21 protein-coding genes and 5 pseudogenes are annotated in these 26,321 nt (G+C 60.0%); 19 read left to right on the top strand and 7 right to left on the bottom strand.

The features are described 5' to 3' along the window. The first annotated feature begins 13 nt into the window (after nt 1-13). The gene (locus tag AD662_RS11460; protein WP_053187221.1) at nt 14-1,432 is read left to right on the top strand and encodes a UbiD family decarboxylase; all 1,419 of its coding nucleotides are present in this window, start codon (nt 14-16) and stop codon (nt 1,430-1,432) included. Between the two features lie 48 nt (nt 1,433-1,480). Further along, the gene (locus AD662_RS11465; protein WP_169788910.1) at nt 1,481-2,137 is read left to right on the top strand and encodes an HAD family hydrolase; all 657 of its coding nucleotides are present in this window, start codon (nt 1,481-1,483) and stop codon (nt 2,135-2,137) included. A gap of 162 nt (nt 2,138-2,299) precedes the next feature. Here the strand turns inward: AD662_RS11465 and AD662_RS11470 are convergent, their stop codons facing one another. Next, nucleotides 2,300-3,349 carry a LacI family DNA-binding transcriptional regulator gene (locus AD662_RS11470; RefSeq protein WP_053187227.1) on the bottom strand — a complete coding sequence of 350 codons (1,050 nt, stop codon included), beginning with the start codon at nt 3,347-3,349 and terminating at the stop codon, nt 2,300-2,302. Between the two features lie 162 nt (nt 3,350-3,511). Between AD662_RS11470 and AD662_RS11475 the strand changes: the two genes are divergently transcribed. The 8 genes and pseudogenes from AD662_RS11475 to AD662_RS11510 all read left to right on the top strand — a co-directional run bounded on the left by AD662_RS11475 (nt 3,512) and on the right by AD662_RS11510 (nt 10,746). Next, nucleotides 3,512-4,600 carry a fatty acid desaturase family protein gene (locus tag AD662_RS11475; protein WP_018608130.1) on the top strand — a complete coding sequence of 363 codons (1,089 nt, stop codon included), beginning with the start codon at nt 3,512-3,514 and terminating at the stop codon, nt 4,598-4,600. Nucleotides 4,601-4,636: 36 nt separating this feature from the next. Beyond that, nucleotides 4,637-4,957 carry a MocE family 2Fe-2S type ferredoxin gene (locus AD662_RS11480; protein ID WP_018608132.1) on the top strand — a complete coding sequence of 107 codons (321 nt, stop codon included), beginning with the start codon at nt 4,637-4,639 and terminating at the stop codon, nt 4,955-4,957. 18 nt (nt 4,958-4,975) lie between these two features. Continuing rightward, a complete protein-coding gene (locus AD662_RS11485) occupies nt 4,976-6,208 on the top strand; it encodes an NAD(P)/FAD-dependent oxidoreductase (RefSeq protein ID WP_053187229.1) in 1,233 nt (410 codons plus the stop codon). 1 nt (nt 6,209) lies between these two features. Continuing rightward, complete coding sequence (locus AD662_RS11490; protein WP_053187233.1) at nt 6,210-7,046, top strand: sugar phosphate isomerase/epimerase family protein; 837 nt, start codon at nt 6,210-6,212, stop codon at nt 7,044-7,046. A gap of 242 nt (nt 7,047-7,288) precedes the next feature. After that, on the top strand, nt 7,289-8,941 hold the full coding sequence (locus AD662_RS11495) for a hypothetical protein (protein ID WP_053187235.1): 1,653 nt from the start codon (nt 7,289-7,291) through the stop codon (nt 8,939-8,941). Nucleotides 8,942-9,167: 226 nt separating this feature from the next. Beyond that, nucleotides 9,168-9,329: pseudogene (locus AD662_RS11500) on the top strand (EAL domain-containing protein); the annotation flags it as partial. A 129-nt stretch (nt 9,330-9,458) separates the two neighbouring features. After that, nucleotides 9,459-9,782: a P-loop nucleotide/nucleoside kinase family protein gene (locus AD662_RS11505; protein ID WP_053187238.1), complete on the top strand. Its 324-nt coding sequence runs from the start codon at nt 9,459-9,461 to the stop codon at nt 9,780-9,782. 334 nt (nt 9,783-10,116) lie between these two features. Continuing rightward, on the top strand, nt 10,117-10,746 hold the full coding sequence (locus tag AD662_RS11510; protein ID WP_053187241.1) for a LysE family translocator: 630 nt from the start codon (nt 10,117-10,119) through the stop codon (nt 10,744-10,746). A 39-nt stretch (nt 10,747-10,785) separates the two neighbouring features. On the opposite strand, the gene AD662_RS11515 is transcribed toward AD662_RS11510, so the two are convergent. Further along, on the bottom strand, nt 10,786-11,238 hold the full coding sequence (locus tag AD662_RS11515; protein WP_053187243.1) for an Lrp/AsnC family transcriptional regulator: 453 nt from the start codon (nt 11,236-11,238) through the stop codon (nt 10,786-10,788). 98 nt (nt 11,239-11,336) lie between these two features. Here AD662_RS11515 and AD662_RS11520 point away from each other — a divergent pair, with 98 nt between their 5' ends. The 5 genes and pseudogenes from AD662_RS11520 to AD662_RS30115 all read left to right on the top strand — a co-directional run. Further along, on the top strand, nt 11,337-11,948 hold the full coding sequence (locus AD662_RS11520; protein ID WP_053178904.1) for a LysE family translocator: 612 nt from the start codon (nt 11,337-11,339) through the stop codon (nt 11,946-11,948). A gap of 189 nt (nt 11,949-12,137) precedes the next feature. Next, nucleotides 12,138-13,265 carry an ABC transporter substrate-binding protein gene (locus tag AD662_RS11525; RefSeq protein ID WP_235862396.1) on the top strand — a complete coding sequence of 376 codons (1,128 nt, stop codon included), beginning with the start codon at nt 12,138-12,140 and terminating at the stop codon, nt 13,263-13,265. 1,294 nt (nt 13,266-14,559) lie between these two features. Further along, nucleotides 14,560-15,609, top strand: a pseudogene (locus AD662_RS30105) (sensor histidine kinase); the annotation flags it as partial. A gap of 210 nt (nt 15,610-15,819) precedes the next feature. Then, nucleotides 15,820-16,155, top strand: a pseudogene (locus AD662_RS30110) (response regulator transcription factor); the annotation flags it as partial. Between the two features lie 519 nt (nt 16,156-16,674). Continuing rightward, nucleotides 16,675-17,016, top strand: a pseudogene (locus tag AD662_RS30115) (ATP-binding protein); the annotation flags it as partial. A 17-nt stretch (nt 17,017-17,033) separates the two neighbouring features. Here AD662_RS30115 and AD662_RS11535 read toward each other — a convergent pair. From AD662_RS11535 to AD662_RS11550, 4 genes are all read right to left on the bottom strand, one after another. Further along, a complete protein-coding gene (locus AD662_RS11535; protein WP_053187252.1) occupies nt 17,034-18,107 on the bottom strand; it encodes a DUF2955 domain-containing protein in 1,074 nt (357 codons plus the stop codon). Continuing rightward, complete coding sequence (locus AD662_RS11540; RefSeq protein ID WP_018608156.1) at nt 18,097-19,227, bottom strand: HlyD family secretion protein; 1,131 nt, start codon at nt 19,225-19,227, stop codon at nt 18,097-18,099. Before AD662_RS11540 ends, AD662_RS11535 begins: the two co-directional genes overlap by 11 nt. Nucleotides 19,228-19,300: 73 nt before the next feature. Next, nucleotides 19,301-19,819, bottom strand: coding sequence for a transporter suffix domain-containing protein (locus tag AD662_RS11545; protein ID WP_024616699.1), 519 nt, complete (start codon nt 19,817-19,819; stop codon nt 19,301-19,303). Nucleotides 19,820-19,958: 139 nt separating this feature from the next. Further along, nucleotides 19,959-20,468 (bottom strand): Lrp/AsnC family transcriptional regulator, encoded by a 510-nt coding sequence (locus AD662_RS11550; RefSeq protein ID WP_053187255.1) that lies wholly within the window; start codon nt 20,466-20,468, stop codon nt 19,959-19,961. 199 nt (nt 20,469-20,667) lie between these two features. Between AD662_RS11550 and AD662_RS11555 the strand changes: the two genes are divergently transcribed. From AD662_RS11555 to mdeB, 4 genes are all read left to right on the top strand, one after another. After that, the gene (locus AD662_RS11555) at nt 20,668-21,684 is read left to right on the top strand and encodes a 1-aminocyclopropane-1-carboxylate deaminase (protein ID WP_003200489.1); all 1,017 of its coding nucleotides are present in this window, start codon (nt 20,668-20,670) and stop codon (nt 21,682-21,684) included. A 158-nt stretch (nt 21,685-21,842) separates the two neighbouring features. Next, entirely contained in the window at nt 21,843-22,304 is a 462-nt protein-coding gene (locus AD662_RS11560) for a hypothetical protein (RefSeq protein ID WP_053187258.1), read from the top strand. A 56-nt stretch (nt 22,305-22,360) separates the two neighbouring features. Continuing rightward, nucleotides 22,361-22,783 carry a hypothetical protein gene (locus AD662_RS11565; RefSeq protein ID WP_053187261.1) on the top strand — a complete coding sequence of 141 codons (423 nt, stop codon included), beginning with the start codon at nt 22,361-22,363 and terminating at the stop codon, nt 22,781-22,783. Continuing rightward, complete coding sequence (mdeB, locus tag AD662_RS11570) at nt 22,780-25,479, top strand: alpha-ketoglutarate dehydrogenase (protein WP_053187265.1); 2,700 nt, start codon at nt 22,780-22,782, stop codon at nt 25,477-25,479. The genes AD662_RS11565 and mdeB overlap by 4 nt, the downstream gene beginning before the upstream one ends. A gap of 296 nt (nt 25,480-25,775) precedes the next feature. Here the strand turns inward: mdeB and AD662_RS29645 are convergent. Next, nucleotides 25,776-26,321: pseudogene (locus AD662_RS29645) on the bottom strand (hypothetical protein); the annotation flags it as partial.

The raw sequence follows: 26,321 nt of genomic DNA on the forward strand, positions 1-26,321 counted from the left end.
CGAGGGCGCGGTGATGACAGACGGTCTTGAGATTCATGACCTGTGTTCGGCGCTGGAGGTGCTTGAGCGTTACGGGCAAACCGTGGCATACATCGATGCACCGATTGATCCGAACCTGGATTTATTAAGTGATTACCTGGGGGCGTACCGAACAGCGACCAACTCGGTGATGAGCGCTGAACAGCCTCTGCGCTTGTACCGCAAGCCGCGCACGGGGGCGTTTGCGGTGTTGCTGGGGGTTTTCGGCAGCCGGGCCAACACGCGGATTCTCCTGGACCCTCAAGGCCGGCACGGCACGGAGGTGTGCAACGCCGAGTTGGTGTATCGGGCGATCATGAGCCCGATCGAGCCGGTCATGGTGCGTTCTGCGGCGGAACGGGTGGTGGTGGAACAGCCCGACTTGCACACGCTGCTGCCCGCGCTCACATGTTCGGCCGGTGACCCGGGGCCGACCATTACGCTGGGTATGGTGTATGCCCGCGATGAGCGCAGTGGCGCGACCAATTGCTCGGTGCATCGCATCACGATCAAGCCCTCTTCGGTGGCGATTGCGATCTATCCGGGAGGCGACCTGCAACGCCTGATTGATCTGCATACCCAGCGAGGCGAACGGTTGCCGGTTTCAGTCAATATTGGCATGGACCCGGCCATCTATATCGCGGCGGCCTTGAGTAAACCGGCCCTCGGTTTTGGTGACGACGAATTGGGCGTGGCAGGCGCAATTCGCGGACGCGGTGTCGAGCTTGCGCCGTGTTATTCCAACGCCGGACGGTTTGTCGAACACGCGCAGATCGTGTTGGAGGCGAGCCTGGGGACCGAAATGGAGGCGGAGTCAGAGGTTGGTGATGCGCACTCCATGCCGGAGTACCTGGGTTACTACTCACCGTGCGGCGAAGTCTCGACGCTGCGTGTGAGCGCCTTGAGTCACCGCCCGGGTGCCTTGTATCAGGCGCTCTCGGGGCCGGGTCGAGAGCAGTCGGAGTTATTGGGTGCGGGCCAGGAAGTATCGATCCTGCGGTTGCTCAGCGAGTGGGGAATGAACAGGCTGGTCAAGGATATCGTGGCGCAACCCGCCGGCGGCGGACACCTGTTTACCGTGTTGCAGGTGGTCAAGTCCTGCGAGGCGGATGATCAACTGGTCAGGCAGCTCTCGCAGCGCCTGCTCGAAGCCATCTCCAGCACCAAGAATATTGTGCTGGTGGACGAGGACGTCAACCCCTGTTCCTCCGAGGACGTGTTGTGGGCCATGTCCACCCGCTTTCGGGCAGAAATGGATATTCACGGCACCCGACCGCTGCCAGGCACGCCGCTTGATCCTACGCTGTCGAGCCTTTACTGCCCGGGGGAGTACACGGGGACCGCACCCAAAAGCGTCTTCGATTGCACGGTGCCGTTTGCCTTGCGCCCACGGTTTCGCCGGGCGTTTGCCTGAGTGGTTTTTGCCCCTTTGAGTGATCCATCGTCTATGCACTATTGCACCTTGTTGGTTGATTTCGATGGCACGCTGTTCGACACCCGCAACGCGATCCGCAAAACCCTTGAAGCCCTGGCCCGCCGCCGTGGTGTGGCGCCGTTTGCCGTGCACTTGATCGACCAGGTGATCGATCAGGGACTCTCGTTGGTGGATATGCTGGCTGTGTTGCTGGGGCCTGCGGATGGGCTTGAGTTACCGGCGTGGGCCGCTGACTATCGGGCGATCTACAACGGCGGATTGGGCGTTGCCGAGAGTGCGCCTTATCCCGGTATTGAAACCATTTTGCAGCAGATGCACGAGGCGGGTAAGGAGCTGTTTATTGTTTCCAACAAGGGCGAGGTCTCGATCCAGGCCACCCTTGAGCAATACCATCTGGGCTCGTATTTTCGCGGGGTAGTGGCGGCTGTCGGTGATCGCGCGCCCAAGCCGGGCCCGGAGAGCTTTTTTGAACAGATCAAGCCCCGGATGCGTCACGGCGACAACGCCCGGGTTCTGGTGATCGGCGACACCGAGATCGATCTCGGGTATGCCCGCAGCCTTGGCGTCGCGAGTTGCTGGGCCGCTTACGGGTACGGGCTGGCGTCACGCTGCGAGTTGCTGGCGCCGGATTTCGTTATCCTGACGGCGATGGATCTGCTGCGATTGGAAGATTGCCGCGCGTAGATGCGGTCGGGCACCAGGAATCAGTCTACGGAACGAATAATTTGCCTATCAGGACGAACTCTTGGATGAGTTGGGTTTTGAAGCGTTTGGAATGACACCAGCGTTGGGGCTGCATGAAATTAGGCGCACCACGAAGGTAAAGGTCACCTATACCGCCGCCCATCAGCTTTGGGAATTCTCCGATGTCACAATCTGCAGCGCAATATGCACCCGGTGACGCACAGGATCGAACTGCTGCGCAGTCTGCAATTCCACCAGTAGATCCACCAGCGCCGTTGCAGTCTGGCGCGGCTGAGAATCGATCACCACGTCGACCAAACCCTGGGCCAGGGCTTGGCGTGACAGCTCGGTGGACTCCTGCAAAATGCAACAAAGCGCCGGGCGTTTGGGCAGTTGCGCCAAGGCGTTGATAATCCCGTCGCCACCGCCGCCTACCACGCACAACCCGCGCAAATCGTCATGCCGAACCAGCAGGTCGAGGGTTGCTTCTTCGGTGATGTCGCAGTTATCCAGATTGATCAGCGGCTCCAGCGGGCGCAACCCAGGTGCGTGTTCGGCCAAGTAACTGTGCAAGCCTTCGACCCGCTCCTGGTGACCAAGAAAGCGATGTCCGCCGAGCAGAATGCCGATGCTGCCTTTGCGCGCGCCACAGGTGCGGGCCAGCAGCCACCCCATCGTGCGCCCGACTACCTGATTGTCCTGGCCGACATAGGGCTCGGCCGCCGCCTCATGAATGCCCGACAGCAATGCCACCACGGGCACTCCGGCTTCGCGAATCTGGGCAAGGGCGGCGTTGATCAGCGGGTGGGCGAAGCTGACCACTGCCAGGCCGTCGCACTGCACCGCCAACTGTTCGATCTGGGCGATGATGGCGCTGGGGGTGCGATCAAAAACGTATTCGAATTGGCAGGTCAGGTTGGCCCCGGCCTGGCGCTGTGCGGCCTCGGTGATGGCTTGGGCCAGGTTGGCGTAGAACGCCTGGGCGGTACCCAGTAGCAGGATGCCGAAACGGTACGTGGGGCGACGTTCGAGAATGCGTTGGCCGATCAACCGCGCGGCAAAATAACCCACGGCTTCTGCGGCCTGAAGCACCTGTTTGGCAGTGGCTGGATTAACCGGGGCGCGAGCGTTGAGCACGCGGTCGACGGTGGCGACACTTAAGCCTGCGTGTTCGGCGACCGTGGCGATGGTGGGGCGTTTATTGTTACTCATGATGCACCTTCAGAGCGTCTTGATAGAAAACTATCAAGCCCCGCAGGAGCTGGATGATAGCTTGATAGGGAATGTATTCAAGACCTTGAGGGGGCCTTTCACGCTCTCTATATTTTCTTTCGCAAAGCACCTGACATCTCACGCTTGCGGAGAACAATAACAATGTCTCAAGACAACACCGCCTCTACTCGGGACTATCGCCTGACCGGCCCTGAAGCCGCCCGCGCGGCTGAAAAAGGCCTTGTATCGGCCAGTTGGTACCAGTCGCCCATTTCCCGTCAACGCATGAAGCAACTGATGCAGCGCCGCGACGGCCCGGCCTTGCTCGACACCGCCATCTGGCTGCTGACCCTGCTGATCACCGGCTTCGGCGGCTACTGGTTCTGGGGCACTTGGGCTTGTGTGCCGTTTTTCCTTGCGTATGGCGTTCTATACGCCACCGCCTCCAACCCGCGCTGGCATGAAACCGTTCACGGCACCGCCTTCAAGACCCGCTGGATGAATGATGCGCTCTACCAGGTGGCGAGCTTCATGTGCATGTTCGAGCCTCATGTGTGGCGCTGGAGCCATGCCCGGCACCATACCGACACCATCGTCGTCGGCCGCGATCCGGAAATCGTCGAACCGCGTCCACCGAGCTTGTTCATGATGCTGCTGAGCCTGTTCCAGATCCCGTTGCTGCTGAAGACGATGGGAGGCGTGTGCCGGCACGCGGTTGGCAAAATGGGTGCCGAGGAACAGACGTTCATCCCTGAGTCCGAATGGTCCAAGGTGTTCCTGGCGGCCCGCATCTGGCTGGTGATTTACGCCGTTGTCTTTGGCGCGGCGCTTTACCTGCACAGCTGGTTGCCGCTGATGTATATCGGCCTGCCCATCCTGTATGGCGGCTGGTTGTCCTACCTGTTAGGCCTCACCCAACATGTGGGCCTGGCGGAAGACGTGCTGGACCACCGTAGCAACTGCCGCACCATCTATATGAACCGGGTACTGCGCTTTCTGTACATGAACATGAACTATCACCTTGAGCACCACATGTACCCGATGGTGCCGTACCACGCCCTGGCGCAACTCCATGAAGAGATCCGCCACGACTGCCCGCCGCCTTACGCCAACATAGGCGAGGCCTTCAAGGAAATCATTCCGACCCTCTTGAAGCAGCGCAAGGACCCGACGTATTTCGTGCGACGCCCCGTCGGTAGCTCAAGGCCTGCCACCGACGCTCATCCACAGGCTGAAGCCACCCTGGGCTGACACCTTCCGGCTGTATCCCGAACAAGAGAAAACGCCATGAACGATCAATGGATCGATGTATGCGCCGTGGGCGAAATCAATGAAGAAGACGTCATTCGCTTCGACCACGGTCCGCATACCTATGCCATCTACCGCTCTGCTGACAACGAGTTTTTTGCCACTGCTGGCCTGTGTACTCACGAGTCGATCCACCTGGCTGACGGCCTGGTGATGGACCATGTCATCGAGTGCCCCAAGCACAACGGGCGCTTTGACTATCGCACCGGCAAAGCCTTGGGGGCGCCAGTGTGCGTCAATCTCAAGACCTATCCGGTACGGGTCGACGCGGGACGGGTTCTGCTCGCCATTTCGGCTTGACCGCCAGGAGTGCACGCCATGAATGCTCCACTGATTATCGTCGGCGCCGGCCATGCCGGTGGCCGTGCCGCGCTGACCTTGCGCGAGCAGGGTTATACCGGTCGGCTGATCCTGATCGGCGATGAACACCATTTGCCGTACGAGCGTCCTCCGCTGTCCAAGGGCTTGCTGCAGGGCACGATGGACCTGGACGATTGCAGCCTGTGGAGAGATAGCCAGCGCACTGGACTGAACATCGAACACCTGGCGGGCAACCCGGTAAAAAGCCTGGATCCGCAGCACCACCGCCTGCAATTGACCGACGGACGTTGGTTGCCCTACAGCCGATTACTGTTGGCGACCGGGGGCCGAGCGCGTCGCTTGTCCCTGGTGCCTGAACCTCTGGCCAACGTGCTTTACCTGCGCACCCATGACGAAGCCCTGGCCCTGCGCAGCGCATTGATGCCCGGCACGCGCCTGGTGATCATCGGCGGTGGCTTTATCGGCCTCGAAGTCGCGGCAACGGCCCGGACCTTAGGCTGTCAGGTGACGTTGCTGGAAGTCGGGCCACGACTGGCCGGGCGAGTCTTGCCTGAAGCTGTGTCCCAGGCCTTGTTGGCATTGCATCGGCAACACGGCGTTGACGTGCGGCTGAACGTAGCGCTTGAAAGGGTACAAGGCATTGAACGCGCTGAGGCGGTGCAACTGGTGGACGGCCAGGTGCTGCCCTGTGACTGGGTGGTGGTCGGTATCGGCATGCAACCCAACATCGAATTGGCCGCGGCGGCGGGGCTTGAAGTGGGCCAGGGGATTCGAGTCGATGCCCAGTTGCGCACCAGCGCGCCAGACATCTTTGCTGCCGGCGATGTGTGTGAGTTTCGCCTGCACGCCGACGCGTTATTCCAGCGCCAGGAAACCTGGCGCAATGCCGAGACCCAGGGCCGCCACGCGGCATTGAATCTGTTGGGCGGCGAGTTGCCGTTCGAGGGTGTTCCCGGCTTCTGGTCTGATCAGTACGACTGGGGCTTGCAGACAGTGGGCGTGATCTCACCGACGCCACCTTCGGCCGTTCGTACCTTGGCAGGCGGTGGTCTGCTGCTGTTCTACCTGGACACCGAGCAACGTTTGCAAGGCGCCTGCGGTTGGGGGCAGGGCAACAGCGTTGCCAAGGACATCAAGTTGTGTGAACGGCTGATTGCCAACTTGACCCCACTCTCTGTGGACGCATTGGCCGACGCCGATGTGTCGCTCAAACATCTGCTAAGGCCCTGACATGCGTGAATTCCTGGTATTTCAGTCCCTGTGGGCCATGCAAGATCACCGTGGTCAATGCGATCTTTCCCTTGAGGCGCAGGTGGAGAAGATTGCCGCTGCTGGCTTCGATGGGATCACCGACCATTTCTGGATCGCGCCACAGGCCGAGCGCCTGCATGCCGCTGCCAAGGCGCATGGCCTGCAAATCGAAGGTCAACTGTTTCCCCGCACCGTGAGTGACTTGGCGCAAGCGCTTGAGGTTGCCTCCCGCTACGGCTGCCACCACCTCACGCTGCAAGCCGACGTCCGGCCGCGCACGCTGGCACAGGCGATCACACTGATCGAAGGCTGGCAGCGTCTGGCCGAGCAGGTGGACTTTCCGATCCTGCTGGAAACCCACCGCTATCGTCTCACCAGTGACCTGTTGTTCACCCTCGACTTGCTCGCGCAGATGCCCGACCTCAAATTGTTGGCTGACTTGTCCCATTACGTCGTGGGCCGCGAATTGCCTGAGTCGGCCACTGCCGAAGACGACGAACAGATTCACACCATCCTACGACACAGTTGGGGTTTTCATGGGCGGGTCGCTAATAGTGAGCAGGTCCAGGTGCCCTTGACCTTCGCCCAGCATCGCCCCTGGCTGGACCGGTTTCTGGGCTGGTGGCGTTACGGAATCAAGGATTGGCTGGCGCGACCGAACACTCCCGCGAGCCTGTCCTTCACCTGCGAGCTTGGCCCGCCACCCTATGCGATCACAGGGAGTGATGGGCGCGATCTAACGGATCGCTGGGGCGAGGCGCTGATGCTGAAGGAACTGATGCGTGGTGTTTGGGATGAATGTCAGGCGGGGCGCTGATCCAAGGCATGATTGGTTGTGACGGTCTGTATCAGTGGGAAAAACGGGTGAGGTCCAGATTGGAAAACCGCTGTTGCGGCGGTCAATCCACGGCGCGGGTTATCCAGTAGCCGCTTGGTGTTCATTTTTATCACATCCTTTGGAACGCTTCTCTCGGCACGGTCACTCAGGTGTAAGGATGTCGCCGCTCATACCGGGGTCATTTGCATTCTTCCAGCTGCCGATCACTAAGAGGACATGCCATGGACACGCCTAATGTACGTGCAAGCCGCGAGCTGACTCGTGTACCTGATGAGATACAGCAGGAAGCAACGCAACAGGCCTCTCACTCTCCTGACCTCGGCGCTATCGGGTTAGCGATGAGCACGCGGCTTCAAAACCATTTCGAGGCTCACCTTGAAACAGAAGCGGGCTCCGATCAACCCGCGGCCCCTGCTTCAAGCGCCCGCAACGCGGAGCTGAACGCCATTCGCGATGACCGTGCTCAACGGTTGGAGGCAGGGGGCTATAACGTCCATGACATGGAGAAAGCGGAAAAAAACGCAGCCAGGGCCGACAGATTGTTTGCATCAATAAAATCAGGGATGGGGGGGACGCCCTTTGCGGCGCTTACCGAGGCAGGAAATTTCCAGCCGTCCATCCTCCAGGTAGCGGGCCAGCATGCCAATACCGTACGCGAAGCGGCTATAGAGAACGCCATGGCGTGCTTGTATGCCGGTATGGCGGATGCTGGCGGTAACAAGATGATTGCAGGCTTCAAGCCTGGTTATTACCTTAAGCCCGAGAGCAATACGCTGCACCCGGCGCTTCAAGCATCAGTGGCGGAAAAGCTGCTGGCGTTGGACAAAGGTCCATTGCGTAATGCTTTTGACGAAGCCAATAAGTGGCTTACCGGGTTTGCCGTACGTAATACGGCAATGTACGCGTCAACGCTTGCCATGACGGCTGCTGGCAAAGAGCACCTGGATGCAGTCCTGCAGCCTGCGCTACGACCGGTCACGGCTATCATCGTGGGCATGGCAATCGAGCATTACCATGTGAGCCGCGATCGCACTAACCATTTAGCTGACCCTGCGATGCTCTATGGTCGTCGCGATGCTGTGCCGCAAGGGCAGGCTCATAAGCCTATTGATCAAGATACCGAATGGCTGGATGACTTCAGGACGTTAAAGGATCTCGATGCCACTGCCCTGGTCAAGATGGTCTCCGCGCGGCTGGGTGAAGGCGCGGCTACGGCTCTGAATGCGGTCATCAGCGGCGATGCCTTGAAAGAGATAGCAGACCCGGTCAGCGTTTTAGGAAATGGTCTGCTGATTGGCGGTTTTTCTGCCATGGGCGCGGGTACAGCCGCCACAGCCAACTTGGCCAAGTCGAAGGAGCTGGGAAAAATGGCGGCTACCGCAGCCTCGGAGGGTGTAAAAAACGTATTGGGTACCCTGGCTTTCGGGCTGTGGGCAGCTGGTGCCTCGCTAGGTGGATCATTGCCGAAAAAAGCCGTCGCTGCTGTCGATACCCATGTACCAAAAGCAGTAGAAGGGAGCGCAGATGCTGCTGGCAGGGTGGCGGCCAAGGGAGGTGAGCTTGTAGTCAAGACATCACTCACCGGCGCCAGATTTGCCAAAGAGACAGCTGTTTCAGCGACCAACCACACAAAAAGTGCAGCCCAAGCGGTAGGGAATGGAGTCATTAGCGTTGCCAGCGCCATTGGCACCACCTCCCAATCGGCCTGGGACAAAAGCATGGGAGCCCTGAGGCAACGCGCCGCGGGCACCTCTCAAAGCCAAGCCGTACATGGTCAGAGCGTGCCCATGCCGCCGCTCGCCGTTACGCCGGTCCAAGCATCGTCCTCAGCGCCCGCGCGTCCGCCTGCTCAGGATGATGGTGATATCGTGTAGCAGCCTTCCTCGTCGAGAGAACGTCATTGAAAAGTATGTGGCCTGGCGACGATCGTTGCTTGCGACGGCCGGTTCGACAACGGTTGCTGTCCTCGACGCGGCGAGCTTCTGGATCACAGGTTATTTTGAGGGAGACGAAGATCCGGCAGATCCACGTCGGCAAGCCGGCGCGGATCATGCTGATGGGCTTTGATCAGCCTGTGTCGGGGCATGTCGAAAGCATCGAGGCGAGAAGGTGGTAGACCCTGAGCACCTCAAATCGATTTTCGTGGAGTACGAGCGCCAGGGTTTCATTACCGCTGTCGACGATTTTGGCGCGGGCTATTCGGGCCTTAACCTGCTGGCCATGTTCCAGCCGCAGGTGCTGAAGATTGACATGGCACTGACCCTCCAAGCCCTTCATCATGTTTCCTGATGGGTGTGAACACTGCCAGTCCGTTGCTCACTCGTCATTCACCGCATTGCGTCCAAAATACTCGATGGGCCATTATCGGACCTCGACATAAGGACGCGTCCCATGCCCACGCCTGTACTCCACCTCTTGTGCGGTAAAATTGCTTCGGGAAAATCCACGCTGGCCCGATCGTTAAAGGCTGAGCATTCAGCCGTTTTGTTGAGCGAAGATCACTGGCTTTCAAGGCTCTACCCTGATCAGATCAAATCGGTAGCGGACTACATCCTGCATGCGCATCGGATCCGGGATGTCCTGGGGCCGCTGGTCATCGACATGCTCTCGAGGCATGACTTCGCAGCCACTGATGCTGAATTCGACCTGATCACGAGCTACTTTCGTGCACCCGACCAGACGGAAGGACTGGATGTTGTCATACACCGGATTTGATCCGTTGAAAATATAGGGGCATTAAAGGTGGGGTTACATCTCGCGAAATACAGGGCATCGAATCCATAGGTTCGCTACGGCAGGAGTGCTTCACGACCCCATCCAGTTATCCAAGAAATCCGTGAGTATGTCTGTGGATAACCACGCCGATGCCAGGTAGACAGGGCGTTTTAACGAGCGCTCAAAAAATGTACAGGCAGGTTGGCATCACCGCCCGCCGTAGGCCATTGAATTTAAACAGGGCGCTGAAAACCGGGATCACTTTGCAAGCATGTTCCGAAGTAGCTAGTTAGAGTGGATAGCCGTACAGCTGCCGACTGCCATGGAGATCCAAATGAGCGACTTATCCCTGCTGCTTGCCTTCATCGCTGCTGCGTCAGTGCTCACGGTTACCCCCGGCGTGGACACAGCCATGGTGCTTCGCGCTACAGCGACCGGGGGACGACGTTCGGCGGCGATGGCCTCTATCGGTATTGTGCTTGGGTGCCTGGTGTGGGGAGCCGCGGTGTCACTGGGGCTTGGTGCCTTGTTGCAAGCTTCGGAGTGGGCTTACCTTGCGCTGAAAATTGTGGGTGCCGCTTATCTCGTCTGGCTGGGTGTAAAACTGCTGCTGCGACCCAGGACAATGTTGCAAGGGCAGGGGATCGAGAACATGGCTGGCTCTTCGCGTGACGCCTTTATTCGCGGATTATTAACGAACCTGCTGAACCCCAAGATTGGTGTCTTCTACATCACGTTCCTCCCCCAGTTTGTCCCGAGTGGCGCGAGCGTGGTCAGTTACTCCTTCTTCCTTGCGGCGTTACACGTGCTGTTGACGCTGGCCTGGTTCGGCATTCTGGTAGCGGCGACGGTGCCGCTGAGCAATTTCCTGAAGCGTCCGGCGGCCCTGAAGGCACTTGACCGACTCACGGGCGGTGTTTTTGTCGCGTTTGGGCTCAAACTGGCTGTTTCCAATCCGGCTTGAGCCGAAGCTCCATGTATGGCCGCCGGCGGTTCTCCACGCTTAGGCACGGTCGTTCTTTGGCGTGTCCATTACGATGTAGCTCGTAATCGAAGAAACATGCGGCTGCGTACCCAAGACCTCACTGTGGAATGTCTTGTAAGCCTTCATGTCCGCCAGCTCGACACGCAGAAGATACTCAAACGTCCCGGTGACAGTGTGAAACTCAACCACATCCGGACAGGCGCAGATCGCTTTTTCAAAAGCCCGAAGCGTGTCCTTCGTGTGGTTGGAGAGTCCTACGGTCACGTAGGCCACAAACCCTGCTCCCAGGCGAGACCTATCGATGACTGCCCTATAGCCTGTGATGACCCCAGATCGCTCTAGCTCTTGAACCCTTCTCAGGCAGGCGGAGGCAGACAGCCCGACTCGTTCGGCCAGCTTCAAATTGGTCTGGCGGGCGTCCCGCGAAAGCTCACGCAATATTCTCCTGTCAATTTGATCAAATTCGCTCATTAGTTGTGTTTGTCCTGGATTTATTCGTGATTATGCAACCATTGTGCGTGTACTGCGCTATAAAATTTCCGCACTTCTCAAGCAGGCTTATCCTTGTCATGACCGATCCCACGCTCCTCATTCCATTCATGATTTTCGCCATCGTGATGACCGGTACACCGGGCCCTAATAACGCCATGGTGTTGGTCTCAGGTGCGAAGGTGGGCGTGATGCGAACGATGCCCTTGGTCAGTGGTATCGCCCTTGGAGTCAGCTTGCAGTTCGTGCTGCTTGGGCTGGGGCTAGGTGCCCTATTTGACGCGGCGCCAGGTTTTCATACAGCGCTAGGCGTTGTCGGCGCAGGCTATATCCTTTGGCTGGCCTGGAAAATTGCAACCAGCGGCCCGTTGGAAATCGGTCAAGACAGCCGGCCTCCAATGGGGCTATTAGCGGGTGCGGCATTTCAGTGGATAAATCCGAAAGCGTGGGCGCTTTCAATTAGCGCATCTGCAACCTATATACCCGTCGAAAACCATGTCCTGAACCTATGTATAGCAGCTGCTCTATTGGCGGCTCTGTCGATGCTATGCGTGGGAGTCTGGGCAGTGGGTGGGGCTGCATTACGCCAGGTGCTAACGCGCCCCAGCTATTCGTTAGCCTTCAACGTGTCCATGTCCATCATCTTGATACTGACTACGATGCCTGCGATTCTGCGGTTGGCCCTTTCATAGCCGTAGCCGATGTGACCTTGTGTATCGCTCAGTTGGCTGAAATCCTTCCATGGCCGCGCGAAGCGGGCACGTTGAGACTATGCTCATTGCCACTGCAGGCAATGTACTGGTTTCACTTGTCGCCCACCAAGGAAAGGAGTCTGTATGTGTCTGATTCTTCATGCCCGGTTCTATTCTCTGAATGGTCGAATGCGCAGTCTGGTAACGCGTGTCCATCGACGTATTTCGACCATCCACAAAATCTTCTGGCGCTTGGCCGGCTGCGTGACCGGGCTGGCGCTGGTTGCTGTCAATCCAGCCCACGCTGCCGACGGCGGCATCGCCGGCGGCCCTACCGCAAGCTATAGCATTGCCTTCAGCAACTCCTACGCTGGCAGCGATTTTCGCAAGGTGATGGTGCGCAACTGGCAGGAGATTGCGGTCCAGGCGCAAAAGGATGGCTTGATCCGCGAGGCGCCGGTGGTCAGCGCTAATAACTCGGCATCGGAACAAGCGGCCCATATCCAGGACATGATCGTCAAGGGGGCCAACGCCATCGTCATCCTGGCCGCGTCCGACACGGCCCTCAACGGGGTGATCCGCGATGCCTGCAACGCCGGCATCGTGGTGGTTGTCATGGCCAGCCTGGTCACCGAACCCTGCGCCTATACCGTGGACTACAACTGGTCCGCCATGGGCCGTGTGGAAATGGACTATATCGCCGAGCGACTCAAGGGGAACGGGACGCTGCTGGAGATCCGCGGCATTGCCGGCGATGCCACCGATAAAAACATCAGCGACGGCATTCGCAAGGCCGCCAGCGACTATCCGGGCCTGAAGTTCGCCAAGACCGTGTACGGGCACTGGACGGCTTCTGTCGCACGCAAGGAGGTGGCGCTGGCGCTGCCGTCGCTGCCCAGCATTGATGCCGTCGCGACTCAGGGCGGCGACGGTTATGGCGCGGCCATGGCCTTCAAGGCGGCGGGACGCCCTTTGCCGATCATCGTGATGGGGAACCGTCAGGACGAACTCGCCCTGTGGAAGCAGGAGCGCGATGCCAATGGCTACGAGACCGTCTCGGTCTCCGCTTCCCCGAGCGTCTCCCAGGTGGGTTTCTGGGTGGCCCAGCAGATTCTGGCGGGCAAGCAGGTGCCCAAGTTCGTCGAGGTACCGCTGGTACGCATCGATGCGAAAGACCTGGACACCTGGCTCGCCACGATGCCGGTGGGCGGCGCTGCCAATCCTCTCTACAGCCAGGCTTCCGTTGCGGCGATGATCGACGCGGCCATCAGCAATACGGCGGCGCCGACGCCTTTGCCGGAGGTGACGAAGCAGTAGTGGCAGGCGTGGAGCGAGGGGGCGAGGCGCCATGTTGACATTCAAATCCTCCACGGACAGGCCCATTGCCGTCAGGATTGGCCTGGCGGTCGCCGCGCTGGTGTTCCTGATGCTGGTGGTATCGCTGGTGAACCTCTATGGCCTGCGCGGCATGGTGCGTGCGGTGGATTCCGCCAGCCATTCCGCGGAAATTCTGGCCTCGGTCAACGGCGCCACCGGGCGGGTGGAAAACTTCATCGCCACCCGCGACCAGGAAAGCCTGTCCCAGGCCGAAGGCATGGTGGCGACGGCTATCGCCGGCCTCACTGCCATTCCGGTGGCAGAGGCGCAATCGCTCAAGGGCAGTCTGCAAAGGCTCGCCGCGGCAATCGCCACCTTGCGAGCGGCGACCCTGACCATGGATGGCGAAACGGAGAACATGACAGCCCATTACGGGCGGATGCGAGAGGCGACGATCCTCGTCGAACAGGGCATCGCCGATGGGCTGAAGGGGGTTGATGCCCGCGCCGCTGAGCACGAGGCGCGGGTGAGCAACATCGAAAGTGCTCATCGCATTCTGGATATCCTGCGCAACGGCGAACGGATCATCATCGCCAATGTGGCCAAGATGCTGGTGACCGGTAATGGGGCGGCCGCCACCGCGGCGCGGAACGCCAGCGCGGCACTCGCGCCCGTGGTCGAGCAATTGCGCGAGTTGATGACGGCGCCGCAGGAGCGAGAGAACGTGGACCAGTTGGCGACGGCGGTCGCTGCGGTCAGCCTGGCGGTCGGGCACCTTGGCGAGGCGCCCAAGCTCCGGGGAGGCGAGGCTTTGCGGCAGCTCGTCGCCGTCGGGGATGTGGTCGAGCGCCTCGAGGCAATGTTGGCTGAAGTGGAGGGGCAGGTTGTCCATGACGCAAGCGACATTCAGGCTGCAACCGGTTTGCTGAACAATGCCGCCGCGTTGTCCAAGCGTTTTGCCGAGCGTGTTGCCACCCTGGAGGCGCAGACCCTGTCGTTTCGCCTGTCACCGTCGGCCGAGGTCGCCGGCTCGGTCGGCGGCATCCTGGACGAGCTTACCCGTCTCTCTCGCGTTCTCCCTTCGTCCGTGGGGCTGCAAGCCAAGGCTACCCCCCTGACTGTCACCGATCAGATTGCTGGCTACCGGGCGGCATTCGCCAGGTTCCATCAGGCGAGCAACGCCTTGAGCGGCGCGCGCGACCAGGTTCGCAACGAGGCACGAAGCGCCGGCCTGTTGGTGGCGCGCTTCGCTGGCCAGGCGCGCTCCGATGCCTTGATCCACAATGATCGCGGCATGCTTGCGACGATCGTTGCCGGTACTGTCGCCATCCTGCTGGCCGGCGCCATCGCCTGGAGCACGTCGCGATTCATCGCCCAGCCCATCGTGGCCCTGGCCTCGGTCATGCGCCGGCTTGCGGCCGGCGACCTGAACGCCGAGATCGCCAGCGCCGAACGCGGCGATGAGATTGGAATCATGACCCGCGCCGTACGGGTGTTCCAGGAGAATGCCCTGCGCATCCGGGTGCTGGAGGCCGAGGCCGAGGCCGAACGACAGCAAGTCCAGGCCTCTTTGGAGAGAATGGTCGCCGAGCGGACCGACACGCTGCACCACCAGACCGAGGTGCTGGAGGCGCAGGCCATCGAACTCATTCAGGCGCGCAACCAGGCCGAGACGGCTAACCAGGCAAAGAGCGATTTCGTGGCCACGGTCAGCCACGAACTGCGCACCCCCCTGACCCTCATTCTCGCTCCCCTGGAGCAACTCTCGGCGGCGACCACCCCGCCGGCGGACTGGCATGTGCAGGTCGATCGCGCTCAACGCAACGCGCTGCGCCTGATGAACCGGGTGAACGACATCCTCGATTTCTCCAAGGCCGAAGCGGGCAAGTTCGAGTTGTGTCCGATGCCCGTTGACTTGAACAAGACGGTGGGTGTGCTGGCCGAAGATGCCGCCATGGTGGCCGAGGGCAAAGGCTGCACCTTGACCTGCAGCATCGATCCCACGCTTGGCACGGTGTTCCTGGACCCCCGACACTTCGAGAAGATTCTCCTCAACTTGGTGAGCAATGCCATCAAGTTCACGCCCGCTGGCGGCACCGTGCACCTGGCAGTGACTGCGATTGATGGTGAGCGATTCGAGCTCGCGGTGCAAGACTCGGGGATTGGCATTGCGCCTGACAAACTGCCGTTGCTGTTCCAGCGTTTTTCCCAGATCGACAATTCCGCCACGCGCCATTACAGCGGCACCGGCATCGGTCTCGCCCTGGTCAAGGATCTGGTCAAACTGATGGGCGGCGAAGTCGGCGTCAACAGCGAGCCCGGACAGGGCTCGTGCTTCTTTGTTCGACTTCCGCTGGGGGCTGAGCAAAACACCGTACCGCCCGAAACCAGCAATATGCACGAGCGATCGTCACCGAGCACAGCAAGCACAACCGAGCAGCGCCACCTGCGTTTCGACGACGGTCGCCTTGGCAGTCGCAATGACCGGGCGCCGATGGACGACGCGGAGGCGCAGCACTCGGAACACGCTTTGCGATCCAACGTGCTCGTGGTCGACGACAGCCCGGAAATGCTTGGCTATCTCCGCGAGCTGTTGCGCGACGACTACAGCGTCGTCACCGCAACGGATGGGGAGCAGGCCTGGGCACTCCTGCAGCGTCAGCCCATCGATGTCGTCGTCTCGGATGTGATGATGCCGAAGCTCGACGGCTTCGGCCTGACAGCCAGAATCAAGGCCAGCGCCGGTTTTGCCCATTTGCCCGTGATCCTGGTGACCGCCCGCGGCGGTAGCGAGGCCTGCGTCTCCGGGCTGGAGAGTGGCGCCGATGACTATATCGCCAAACCCTTCTCGCCGCTGGAGCTCAAGGCTCGCGTACGCGCGGCGCTGCGCATGAGCCAGGTGCAAACCGAACTGAATGCAAAATCCCGTCAGGCGGGCATGGCCGAAATCGCCACGACTGTGCTGCACAACGTCGGCAACGTCCTCAACAGCGTGAACGTATCGGCAGAACTGGTCAGCAGCCAGATGCGCACCTCCAAAGCCCAGGGGCTGGGCAAGGTGGCGCAAATGATGAACGAACACGTCCATGACCTGAGCGATTTTCTCACCAAAGACCACAAGGGAAAGATGTTGCCTGATTACCTGCTCAAGCTGGCGAAAGTGGTGGCGCAAGAGCAGCAGGGCATCATCGAAGAACTCGAACAACTCACCAAGGGCATTGACCAGATCAAAACCATTGTCGCTGCCCAGCAGTCCTATGCCGTTGCTGTCAGTATTGTTGAGACAGTGCCGGTCGCAGAGTTGATCGACGATGCCTTGCGCATGAGTGCTGGATTACTGGCGCGCGAGGAGGTGACGGTGGTCAAGGACATTGCCGACTTGCCCCTGCTGCCGCTGGACCGGCACCGGATGCTGCTGATCCTGGTGAACCTGATCAACAATGCCAAGCAGGCGTTGGACGGCGTGATCGATCGCAGCCGATGCGTCACGTTCAGCGCGTCCCTCGCTGACGGGGCAGTATTGCGTATCACGGTGGCCGACAACGGTAATGGGATTGCGCCTGAGCACCTGGCGCGGATCTTTTCCCATGGTTTCACGACGCGCAAAGACGGTCACGGTTTTGGCCTGCACAGTTGCGCGCTGGCCGCACAGGAAATGGGGGGCAGCTTGAGCGTGCGCAGCGACGGGGCAGGACAGGGCGCAACCTTTGTCCTCGATATTCCCCTTGAGGCGCCGCCGAGTAAGCGGTGAACACCGAGCCGCGGATGCTACTGGTCGACGGACGATAGGCTGCGATGGGCGTCGGCCGCCTCGGCCGGCATGACGCCCGCCCTTGGCCACAACAGCGCGGCCAGGCCAACGGCATAGACAACCGCAAACAGCACGTAGGCGATACGGGTGGAAAACAGCTGGGGCGTTTCCGTCGGCAACGGTGATACACCAAGCCCGAACAGAATAAGGAAGGTCATGAGCCCCCCGCCGAATACTTTGCCAGCGGTGTTACCGATGGCGGCTTTGCCGGCAAACAGCAGGCTTACCAGCAGCAGGATCAGCGCCACCAGCCACAGGGTCGGCCGCAGTTCGAACAGCGTAAAGGCCAGGGAAGCCACCACCCCGCCCAGCAGGTTGACCATCACCAGGCCAAGGGCGGTGCGGCTGCTCATGCCTAGCGAAAACTGGCTAAGCAACGAGGCCACCGTGATGGGGACGACCATCGCCGTGGCCAGCCGCGGGGCGCTCAGGCACAGGGCAACCATGGCCAGCAGAATCGCCGCGCTGGCCATGGCCTGGTGAATCACCAGCGTCAGCTCGCGCGGCTGTGCGATTTGCTGGTCGGTGTATTCACCAGCAGGGTCGGGCAGCAGCGCATGGGCGCCCCAAGTCAGCAGCAATCCCAGGCTGACCGCCTTGACCAGCACTAGCACGATGGACTCGCCCAGATCGCGCTGCACGATATCGAGCATCGGTACCACAATGGCAATGACCAGCATCAGCGCCGGCCCCGCGCCGCCCTGTTGTTGGCCTTGCGCGGTAAAACAGGCGAAATAAAACAGCCACAGCACCGGCAGGAGCACCCACGGCCGCTCACCGAGCATGCCGGTCATACACACCAGCAGTGCGCCGGTCAGCAGACTCACCAGCAACGTTATCAATCCCTGAGACAACGCTGGTGCGCGGCGGCTGGCCAAGAGGAACTGGATGGCGAACAAGGGCGCGAGAAAAGGCAGGATGTCGCCCAGGACCAGACCCGTGCACAAGCCTACGGTCGCTGCCAGGGCGACGCGCAATCCCTGGCGTTTTATCCGCAGCAGCTCCAGCGCAGCTTGCCCATCAATTGACATAATTCAGCCAGGCGCCCAGGCGTGTCATAAATGCCCCTAGCGCGTTAGTCATGCGGTTGTCATCGGTGTAGATCACCACGGTCACTTGCGAGCCGTATCGCGGGCCGATCGGGTGCGGTTCCTCCACGAGCAGGCGCACCGGAAAGCGCTGCGGGTCGCGCACCCAACCACTCTCGTTGCGCACCGAGGGCAGGGCGGAGTTGCTGCTATCCTGTTGCGCGACACCCCAGCCGACGCTTTCAACGCGGCCCTTGAACACGCGGCCTGGCAATACATCGAACACCAGTTCCGCCGGGTCGTCAGCCTGCACATGCTCCAGGCTGTTTTCCTTGAAGGCGGCAGACACCCATACGGTGCCTCTGTCGATGAAGGTCAGTGCCGGTTGGCCAGCGCTGACGACCTGACCCACGGCGAGCTGGAGATGGGTAATCACGCCATCGGCGGGTGCAATGACTTCGGTACGCACCAGGTCGAGCCGGGCTTTTTCCAGTGCGGCCAGGGCTTGCTTGAATTGCGGGTTGTCGTTGCCTTTGGGCCCTAATTGCTGACGCGCCCGCTCCAGGTCGGCTTGGGCTTTGCTCACGGCCGCCTCGGCGGAGCTCAGCGAGGCCTTGGCTTCATCCTGGCGCGCCGGGGCGAACACACCGCGCTCGACCAATTGGTTCACCCGCCGGGCTTGCTCGCGTATGTTGTCACGCTGCGCGCGCGCCGACACCAGCTGTGCCTGGGCGGCATCCACCGAGGCGGTGCTGGCACCCAACGCCTGGCCGGTTTCTTCCAGCCGCGCTTCAGCCTCGCTGACGACAAGCTTGTAGGGTTGCGGGTCGATACGAAACAGCACCTGGCCAGTCTTCACCCGGGCATTGTCGAGCACCGCAATTTCTGTCACACGACCACCTACCTCGGCAGCCATTTGCACGACATAGGCTTGCACCACGGCTTGCGACGTCGAGGGCGTGCGTCGTTCCATAAAAATGGAGAGGGTAAACAGCACGGCGATCAACACCGCCACACCTAGTGCAATGCGCCGCAGCGGATTGGCTGGCGCAGGCTTTTCAGGAGGCGGTTCGGCTTGGCGCTCAGGCTCGACGGAAACGGGAGCGTTCTGTGTTTCGGGCATATCGGCACCTGTAAGTCATGGCGCTTCAAGAACAACCGACAGCGCGCCGGGGGGAGGCGATCCGGGCGTTGGCTCAGACCGGGTCGGAGGCAGTGACCCGTGCGGTTCGGATAAACAGCGCGCGCAATTTCTCCCAGAAATTGCCACCCAGTACAAAGAAGCTGCCAACCAACAGGGCATCGCCCAGCAGTTGCAATGCCCAGCTATTGGGGCGCAGACCGGGCGCGAGGGTGTCGACATAGGGTTCGAGAAAGGAACACACCAACGGCAAGCAGAACATCACCAGGCCAATACGGTGGCGGGTGACGCTTACCTCTTGCTCGGCGTTGGGCACAAGGCCCGACACATAGCTGAATACATGCTGCTTGAGCTCTTGGAAACCCGCCTTGCCCATCACGGCGATCACCAGCAGCAACAACACCTTGTTGATGATGAACAGGGCGCCGGTGATAGCGGCGATGGTGGAGCGGGGCACATCCGCGGCCGCTGCCAGTGGCACCAACAACCACAACGTGAGCATTAGACAAAGAATGGCGATGCCTAACTTGAAACGCCATTTCGCGGACGTTGCCGGAGACTGTGCCGTGGTCATGCTGCCTTACCTTTCTTTGAACATTGTTATTGGTTGTGGTCTGGAGCGAAATTGAGCTTAGCAGCTGGATTGCCAACGCATTCAGTCGTGTCAGTTTTTCTGCGCATCCCCCCGATGCCTGCTCGATCTGACGGGAGCCTCAAAGGGGGATGTGGGTTGTCGACAAGACCTGGCGCAAGCCCATGAACGAGCGAATCTGGCGAACCCCGGGCAGGTAAAGCAATTGCTCCGCGTGGAGCCGGTTGAAACTGTTGCTGTCCTTGGTGCGCAGCAACATGAAGTAGTCGAACTCCCCCGTCACCACATGGCACTCCATGCAGCCGGACACTTTTTGTGCGGCCGCCTCGAATGCGGCGAAGGATTCCGGTGTGGAGCGGTCCAGCACCACGCCGATCAAGACCACCATCCCCGCATCCAGCGCTTCATTGTCCAACAGGGCGACGATGTTCTTGATCAGCCCGACCTGCTTGAGTCGTTCCACGCGCCTGAGGCAAGCCGGGGCACTCAACTTCACCTTCTCTGCAAGCGCCACGTTGGAGATGGAGGCATCCCGTTGCAGGGCCTTGAGAATCGCGCGGTCGGTTCGATCCAGTGGCTGCGGCACTGGGGCCGTAGCGCCCGGCTTCTTGTGAGTGTTTGTTGCTCGCATGTTGAATTCCACGCATTAAAAGTATGTTTGGTGTTACTTAATGGAAATTATGTTTTTCCAAGTGGCGGAAACTTGCAACACATATTTTTTGGATTCTTCTTAATATTGAACTCATCGAAGCCCCTCTGGAAAGAGCCTGGAATGCGGCCTTTTCCCTTTCGGTCTGGCGCTTGGATATCCCATATCAAGGAGCAGAGTCATGAACCTGAATCGTTTTGAACGTTATCCATTGACCTTCGGTCCTTCGCCCATCACGCCCTTGAAGCGCCTCAGTCAACATCTGGGGGGGAAGGTCGAGCTGTATGCCAAACGTGAAGACTGCAACAGTGGCCTGGCCTTTGGTGGGAACAAGACACGCAAGCTCGAATACCTTATTCCTGAAGCGATCGAGCAAGGCTGCGATACGCTGGTCTCCATCGGCGGCATCCAGTCGAACCAGACCCGCCAGGTCGCTGCCGTCGCTGCCCACCTGGGCATGAAGTGCGTGTTGGTGCAGGAAAACTGGGTGAACTATTCCGACGCGGTGTATGACCGCGTCGGCAACATCGAGATGTCGCGGATCATGGGCGCTGACGTGCGGCTTGACGCCGCTGGCTTCGATATTGGCATTCGGCCAAGTTGGGAAAAGGCCATGAGCGATGTCGTGGAGCAGGGTGGCAAACCGTTTCCGATTCCGGCGGGTTGTTCCGAACACCCCTACGGCGGCCTCGGTTTCGTCGGCTTTGCCGAAGAAGTGCGGCAGCAGGAAAAAGAACTGGGCTTCAAGTTTGACTACATCGTGGTCTGCTCGGTGACCGGCAGTACGCAGGCGGGCATGGTTGTCGGTTTCGCGGCGGACGGTCGTTCGAAGAATGTGATTGGTATCGACGCTTCGGCCAAGCCGGAACAGACCAAGGCACAGATCCTGCGCATCGCCCGACACACGGCTGAGCTGGTGGAGCTGGGACGCGAGATTACGGAAGAGGACGTGGTGCTCGATACGCGTTTCGCCTACCCGGAATATGGCTTGCCCAACGAAGGTACATTGGAAGCCATCCGACTGTGCGGCAGCCTTGAAGGTGTGCTGACAGACCCGGTGTACGAAGGTAAATCGATGCACGGCATGATTGAAATGGTCCGTCGTGGCGAATTCCCCGAAGGTTCCAAAGTGCTTTACGCACACTTGGGCGGGGCGCCGGCGCTGAACGCCTACAGCTTCCTGTTTCGTAACGGCTGAGCGTAGAACTGCTTGGGGTTGCCTGTGGGAGCGAGCTTGCTCGCGATAGCGATTTGTCAGGTACCTCCGTAGGCACTGAACCAACGCAATCGCGAGCAAGCTCGCTCCCACAGGGGATTGTGTCAGCCAGGCTCAGGAATCACGCTGGGAGTACCACCATGCATGCGATATCGCAGTCTGCAATCTGGGTGAAAGAACCGCTGGCGGATACCGGGGTCGTCATCGTGACCAGCGCCGCGTTGCCCCAGTACCTGATTGACAAGTTGCACATGGAAATCGACGACTGGGACCAGGTTGCTTACCTGGTGGTCCAGCAATCCAGGGCGTTTATGCTCGACTGGTTGCAGTTTGGGTCCAACCCGATAGATGCAGCGCCGGCGACCACCTGCCGGGCCAGCCAACTGCTGCGCGGCGTATCCAAAGGCTGCTTTTTACTGGATGTCGAAGTCAGCCCGATACCCCGTCTCACCTGGCTGGGATCAGTCTGCGGTCACCCACTGCGTGTCCTCAAACTGGAAGACGTAGCCTCCCACGCAGCGATCGATAAACAGGTGGAAGAGATTTTATCGGTGACCCGGACACTGGTGAAAAGCGGCTTGCAAGAGCGTTGTTTCATCTAGCGAAAGTCATCGCCACACACGCCTGAATTTATGACCCCAATGGAAAGGCCGCACTCATGAGCCGATCTGCCGACTGTCGTTCTAAAACCACGAAGTGGATGCGTGAACCTTCGAGCTGTACCCGCATTGTTGTCATCGTGTCCGCAATTGACAGTGATCATATTGACCTGATGCATCATGGGTTCAGCTGTTTTGACAATATCGCGCTTGTGCAGGTTGAGCCTTCGGATACAGGGGCTGGCAGGTGCGTTGAAGTACACGTAGCGGGGTGTGACTACAGCTTTCTCGTTTGCGGTGAACTTGAAGAGTATCTATTGAACAATCTTTCCATTGGCAACCCGTGCATCTACCAGATAGGGCAAGACAGCTGGGCCGAGCGCTCCGTCATTGACGCGGTAGAGCAAGTCAAAAAACTCGCCCGATTGAGCTATTCGCGCCACCTTGAAGCGTTGCCTGACATTTGCAGGAGATGCCCATGAACCTGTTCGATATTCATGCCCAATGGCCGGGCCAGACCACTGAAGATGCTCAAGAAGTTGCTGAATGGCGGGACGCCTTGCTGTCGGTTATCGCCCATAGCGGCACGGCACAGGCCAAACAGATTCTCGACATGCTGGTGGCTGTGGCAAGCGCCTCGGACATCGGTTGGCGGCCCAGCCATGGCACGCCTTACATCAATACCATCAGTGTTGAGTGCCAGCCGGTATTTCCAGGGGACCTGGCCATCGAAGAACGGCTGGCCTCGATCATGCGCTGGAATGCGTTGGCCATGGTTGCCAGGGCCAACTACGCCTATGGCGAATTGGGCGGCCATATCGCCAGTTATGCCAGCGCGGCGGATTTGTTCGAAGTGGGCTTCAACCATTTTTTCAAAGCGCGAACCGAAAGGAGCGGTGGCGATCTGGTGTTCTATCAGCCGCACTCGGCGCCAGGGGTCTATGCCCGGGCGTTCCTCGAGGGACGCCTGGAAGAACAGGATCTGCTGCATTATCGGCAAGAGATCAGCGCGCGCGCCAAGGGTGTCCGGGGGCTGTCGAGTTACCCGCATCCTTGGTTGATGCCGGACTTCTGGCAGTTTCCGACCGGTTCCATGGGCATCGGTCCGATCAGCTCGATCTACCAGGCGCGCTTCATGCGTTACCTGGAGCATCGAGGCCTGCAAGACACCTCCGGGCGAACCGTCTGGGGCGTGTTTGGCGACGGGGAAATGGATGAGCCGGAAAGCATGTCGGCACTGACGCTGGCCGCGCGGGAAGGGCTGGATAATCTGGTCTGGGTGGTCAATTGCAACCTGCAACGGCTGGACGGGCCGGTTCGTGGCAATGGTCGCATCATCGACGAGCTGGAGGCGTTGTTTGGTGGGGCAGGCTGGAACGTCATCAAACTGGTCTGGGGTTCCGACTGGGACAGTTTGTTTGCGCGTGATACAGATGGCGCGCTGGTCAAGGCGCTGTCCAGCACCGTCGATGGCCAGTTCCAGACGTTCGCGGCAAAAGACGGGCGCTTTAACCGTGATCATTTCTTTGGTCAGAACGAGGCATTGGCGCAGTTGGGACAAGGCCTGAGCGATGAACAGATCGACCGTCTGAAACGTGGCGGTCACGACATGGTGAAGATATTCGCCGCCTATCAAAGCGCGCTGCTCGAAGGCAAGAAACCCACCGTGATTCTGGCGCAGACCAAGAAGGGCTTCGGCATGGGCGATGCCGGGCAGGGCAAGATGACCGTGCACCAGCAGAAGAAGCTCGACAGGGAGGCGCTGATCGCGTTCCGCAATCGTTTCAACCTGCCGTTGACTGATGAACAGGCCGCCTCGTTGAGCTTCTTCAAGCCCGCTGAAGACAGTGCTGAAATGCGCTATCTGCATGAGCGTCGCCGTGCATTGGGCGGCTACATGCCATCGCGTCCTTCGACTGCCGAATCATTGGCGGTGCCTGACGTCAGCAGCTATGGCGCGTTTGCCATTGCTGCCCAAGGCAAGGAAATGTCCACCACCATGGCGTTCGTTCGAATGCTCAGTGGTCTGCTGCGGGACAAACAACTGGGCCCGCGCATCGTGCCGATCGTGGCGGATGAAGCGCGTACGTTCGGCATGGCCAGCCTGTTCAAGCAGATCGGTATTTATTCCAGCGTGGGGCAGCGATATGAGCCGGAAGACATCGGTTCGATCCTGAGCTATCGAGAAGCGCTGGACGGCCAGATTCTCGAAGAGGGCATCAGCGAGGCGGGGGCGATCAGTTCCTGGGTTGCAGCGGCGACCAGCTATTCGGTGCATGGCTTGCCGATGCTGCCGTTCTACATCTACTACTCGATGTTCGGCTTCCAGCGCATCGGCGACCTGATCTGGGCGGCGGCGGATCAACGGGCCCGCGGTTTTTTGCTCGGGGCCACCGCAGGCCGCACGACATTGGGGGGCGAAGGTCTGCAGCACCAGGACGGCAACAGTCATCTGATGGCGGCGATGGTCCCCAACTGCCGTGCCTACGATCCGGCATTTGCCGGCGAGTTCGCGGTGATCCTGGATCACGGCATGCGTCAGATGCTGGAGCGTCAGGTGGACGAGTTTTATTACGTCACCTTGATGAACGAGAACTACCCGCAGCCCAACCTTCCTGAAGGCGTCGAACAGGCGATTATCAAGGGCATGTATCGGTTCGCCCGGCATGAAGTCGAGGGTGCGCGTGGAAGTGTCCAGTTGTTGGGTTCCGGCGCCATCCTGCGCGAAGTGATTGCCGCCGCCGAGTTGCTGGAGAGCGACTGGGGTATCGACAGTCAGGTCTGGAGCGTTACCAGCTTCACCGAGTTGGCACGTGATGCCCGTGAAGTGGAACGTTGGAATCGACTGCATCCTGGACAGCCTTCGCGCCGTAGTCATGTCCAGGCGTCGCTCAACGACTCGGTGCCGATCATTGCTTGCACCGATTACGTTCGCGCCTTGCCGCAGTTGATCGCCAGTTATCTCGATGCCCGCTACACGGTACTCGGGACCGACGGGTTTGGCCGTAGTGATACCCGCGACCAGTTGCGCAGGTTCTTCGAAGTGGACCGCCACCAGATTGTCTTGAGTGCGCTGACTGCCCTGGTGCACATGGGGCGCCTCGATGCCAGTGTGTGTGCCGAGGCCATTGGGCGGTACGCCATTGATGTGGACGCGGTGGCCCCTTGGGATGCTTGATTTCAGGGGGGGTGTATATCCGTTGCTGCGGTAACGGCCGCTTAGGGTTCCGCTCTTACAGCGGCTCACTTTTGAGAAGCGCAAAAGTAAGCAAAACGCTCATGCCCCACCACTCGGTGCCTCGCCTAGGCTCGGCATGCCTGAACGAAGGCATTGCTCCGTGGGCCGCCGCGAAGGGCCATCCATGGCCCAGCGCGGCTAACCCGGCATCCATGCCGGGTTGCCCACTGCGCAATACCTTCGTTCAGCCAGCGTGGTTAACGGGGCGCCGAGATCAACGTCCACCGCGAGGCGGCCTAGTAGCCGACCTGGTTCTTGGTGGGACCGCGTTTCTCCTGTGGGAGCGGGCTTGCCCGCGAAGACGGCGGCACATCCAACGCTGATGCAAGCTGATCCACCGCCATCGCGAGCAAGCTTTGCTCCCACAGGAATTTGCAGTGGCCGCAAATCTGTAGATCGCCCCCGACCCAGTGTGGGAGCGGGCTTGCCCGCGAAGACGGCGGCACATCCAACACTGATGCAAGCTGATCCACCGCCATCGCGAGCAAGCTTTGCTCCCACAGGGATTTGCAGTGGCCGCAAATCTGTAGATCGTTCCCGACCCAGTGAGGGAGCGAGCCTGCTCGCGAAGACGGCGGCACATCCAACGTTGATGCAAGCTGATCCACCGCTATCGCGAGCAAGCTTTGCTCCCACAGGGATTTGCAGTGGCCGCAAATCTGTAGATCGTTCCCGACCCAGTGTGGGAGCGAGCCTGCTCGCGATGACGGCGGCACATCCAACGCTGATGCAAGCTGATCCACAGCCATCGCGAGCAGGCTCGCTCCCACAGGAATTTGCAG

Source organism: Pseudomonas kilonensis, from assembly GCF_001269885.1.
Lineage (GTDB): Bacteria > Pseudomonadota > Gammaproteobacteria > Pseudomonadales > Pseudomonadaceae > Aquipseudomonas > Aquipseudomonas kilonensis.

Excerpts from the sequence above, each read along its gene's own strand:
- AD662_RS11460 (WP_053187221.1), top strand. The coding sequence starts at position 14 with ATGACAGACGGTCTTGAGATTCATGACCTGTGTTCGGCGCTGGAGGTG.
- AD662_RS11470 (WP_053187227.1), bottom strand. The coding sequence starts at position 3,349 with ATGAGTAACAATAAACGCCCCACCATCGCCACGGTCGCCGAACACGCA.
- AD662_RS11475 (WP_018608130.1), top strand. The coding sequence starts at position 3,512 with ATGTCTCAAGACAACACCGCCTCTACTCGGGACTATCGCCTGACCGGC.
- AD662_RS11480 (WP_018608132.1), top strand. The coding sequence starts at position 4,637 with ATGAACGATCAATGGATCGATGTATGCGCCGTGGGCGAAATCAATGAA.
- AD662_RS11485 (WP_053187229.1), top strand. The coding sequence starts at position 4,976 with ATGAATGCTCCACTGATTATCGTCGGCGCCGGCCATGCCGGTGGCCGT.
- AD662_RS11490 (WP_053187233.1), top strand. The coding sequence starts at position 6,210 with ATGCGTGAATTCCTGGTATTTCAGTCCCTGTGGGCCATGCAAGATCAC.
- AD662_RS11495 (WP_053187235.1), top strand. The coding sequence starts at position 7,289 with ATGGACACGCCTAATGTACGTGCAAGCCGCGAGCTGACTCGTGTACCT.
- AD662_RS11505 (WP_053187238.1), top strand. The coding sequence starts at position 9,459 with ATGCCCACGCCTGTACTCCACCTCTTGTGCGGTAAAATTGCTTCGGGA.
- AD662_RS11510 (WP_053187241.1), top strand. The coding sequence starts at position 10,117 with ATGAGCGACTTATCCCTGCTGCTTGCCTTCATCGCTGCTGCGTCAGTG.
- AD662_RS11515 (WP_053187243.1), bottom strand. The coding sequence starts at position 11,238 with ATGAGCGAATTTGATCAAATTGACAGGAGAATATTGCGTGAGCTTTCG.
- AD662_RS11520 (WP_053178904.1), top strand. The coding sequence starts at position 11,337 with ATGACCGATCCCACGCTCCTCATTCCATTCATGATTTTCGCCATCGTG.
- AD662_RS11525 (WP_235862396.1), top strand. The coding sequence starts at position 12,138 with ATGCGCAGTCTGGTAACGCGTGTCCATCGACGTATTTCGACCATCCAC.
- AD662_RS11535 (WP_053187252.1), bottom strand. The coding sequence starts at position 18,107 with ATGTCAATTGATGGGCAAGCTGCGCTGGAGCTGCTGCGGATAAAACGC.
- AD662_RS11540 (WP_018608156.1), bottom strand. The coding sequence starts at position 19,227 with ATGCCCGAAACACAGAACGCTCCCGTTTCCGTCGAGCCTGAGCGCCAA.
- AD662_RS11545 (WP_024616699.1), bottom strand. The coding sequence starts at position 19,819 with ATGACCACGGCACAGTCTCCGGCAACGTCCGCGAAATGGCGTTTCAAG.
- AD662_RS11550 (WP_053187255.1), bottom strand. The coding sequence starts at position 20,468 with ATGCGAGCAACAAACACTCACAAGAAGCCGGGCGCTACGGCCCCAGTG.
- AD662_RS11555 (WP_003200489.1), top strand. The coding sequence starts at position 20,668 with ATGAACCTGAATCGTTTTGAACGTTATCCATTGACCTTCGGTCCTTCG.
- AD662_RS11560 (WP_053187258.1), top strand. The coding sequence starts at position 21,843 with ATGCATGCGATATCGCAGTCTGCAATCTGGGTGAAAGAACCGCTGGCG.
- AD662_RS11565 (WP_053187261.1), top strand. The coding sequence starts at position 22,361 with ATGAGCCGATCTGCCGACTGTCGTTCTAAAACCACGAAGTGGATGCGT.
- mdeB (WP_053187265.1), top strand. The coding sequence starts at position 22,780 with ATGAACCTGTTCGATATTCATGCCCAATGGCCGGGCCAGACCACTGAA.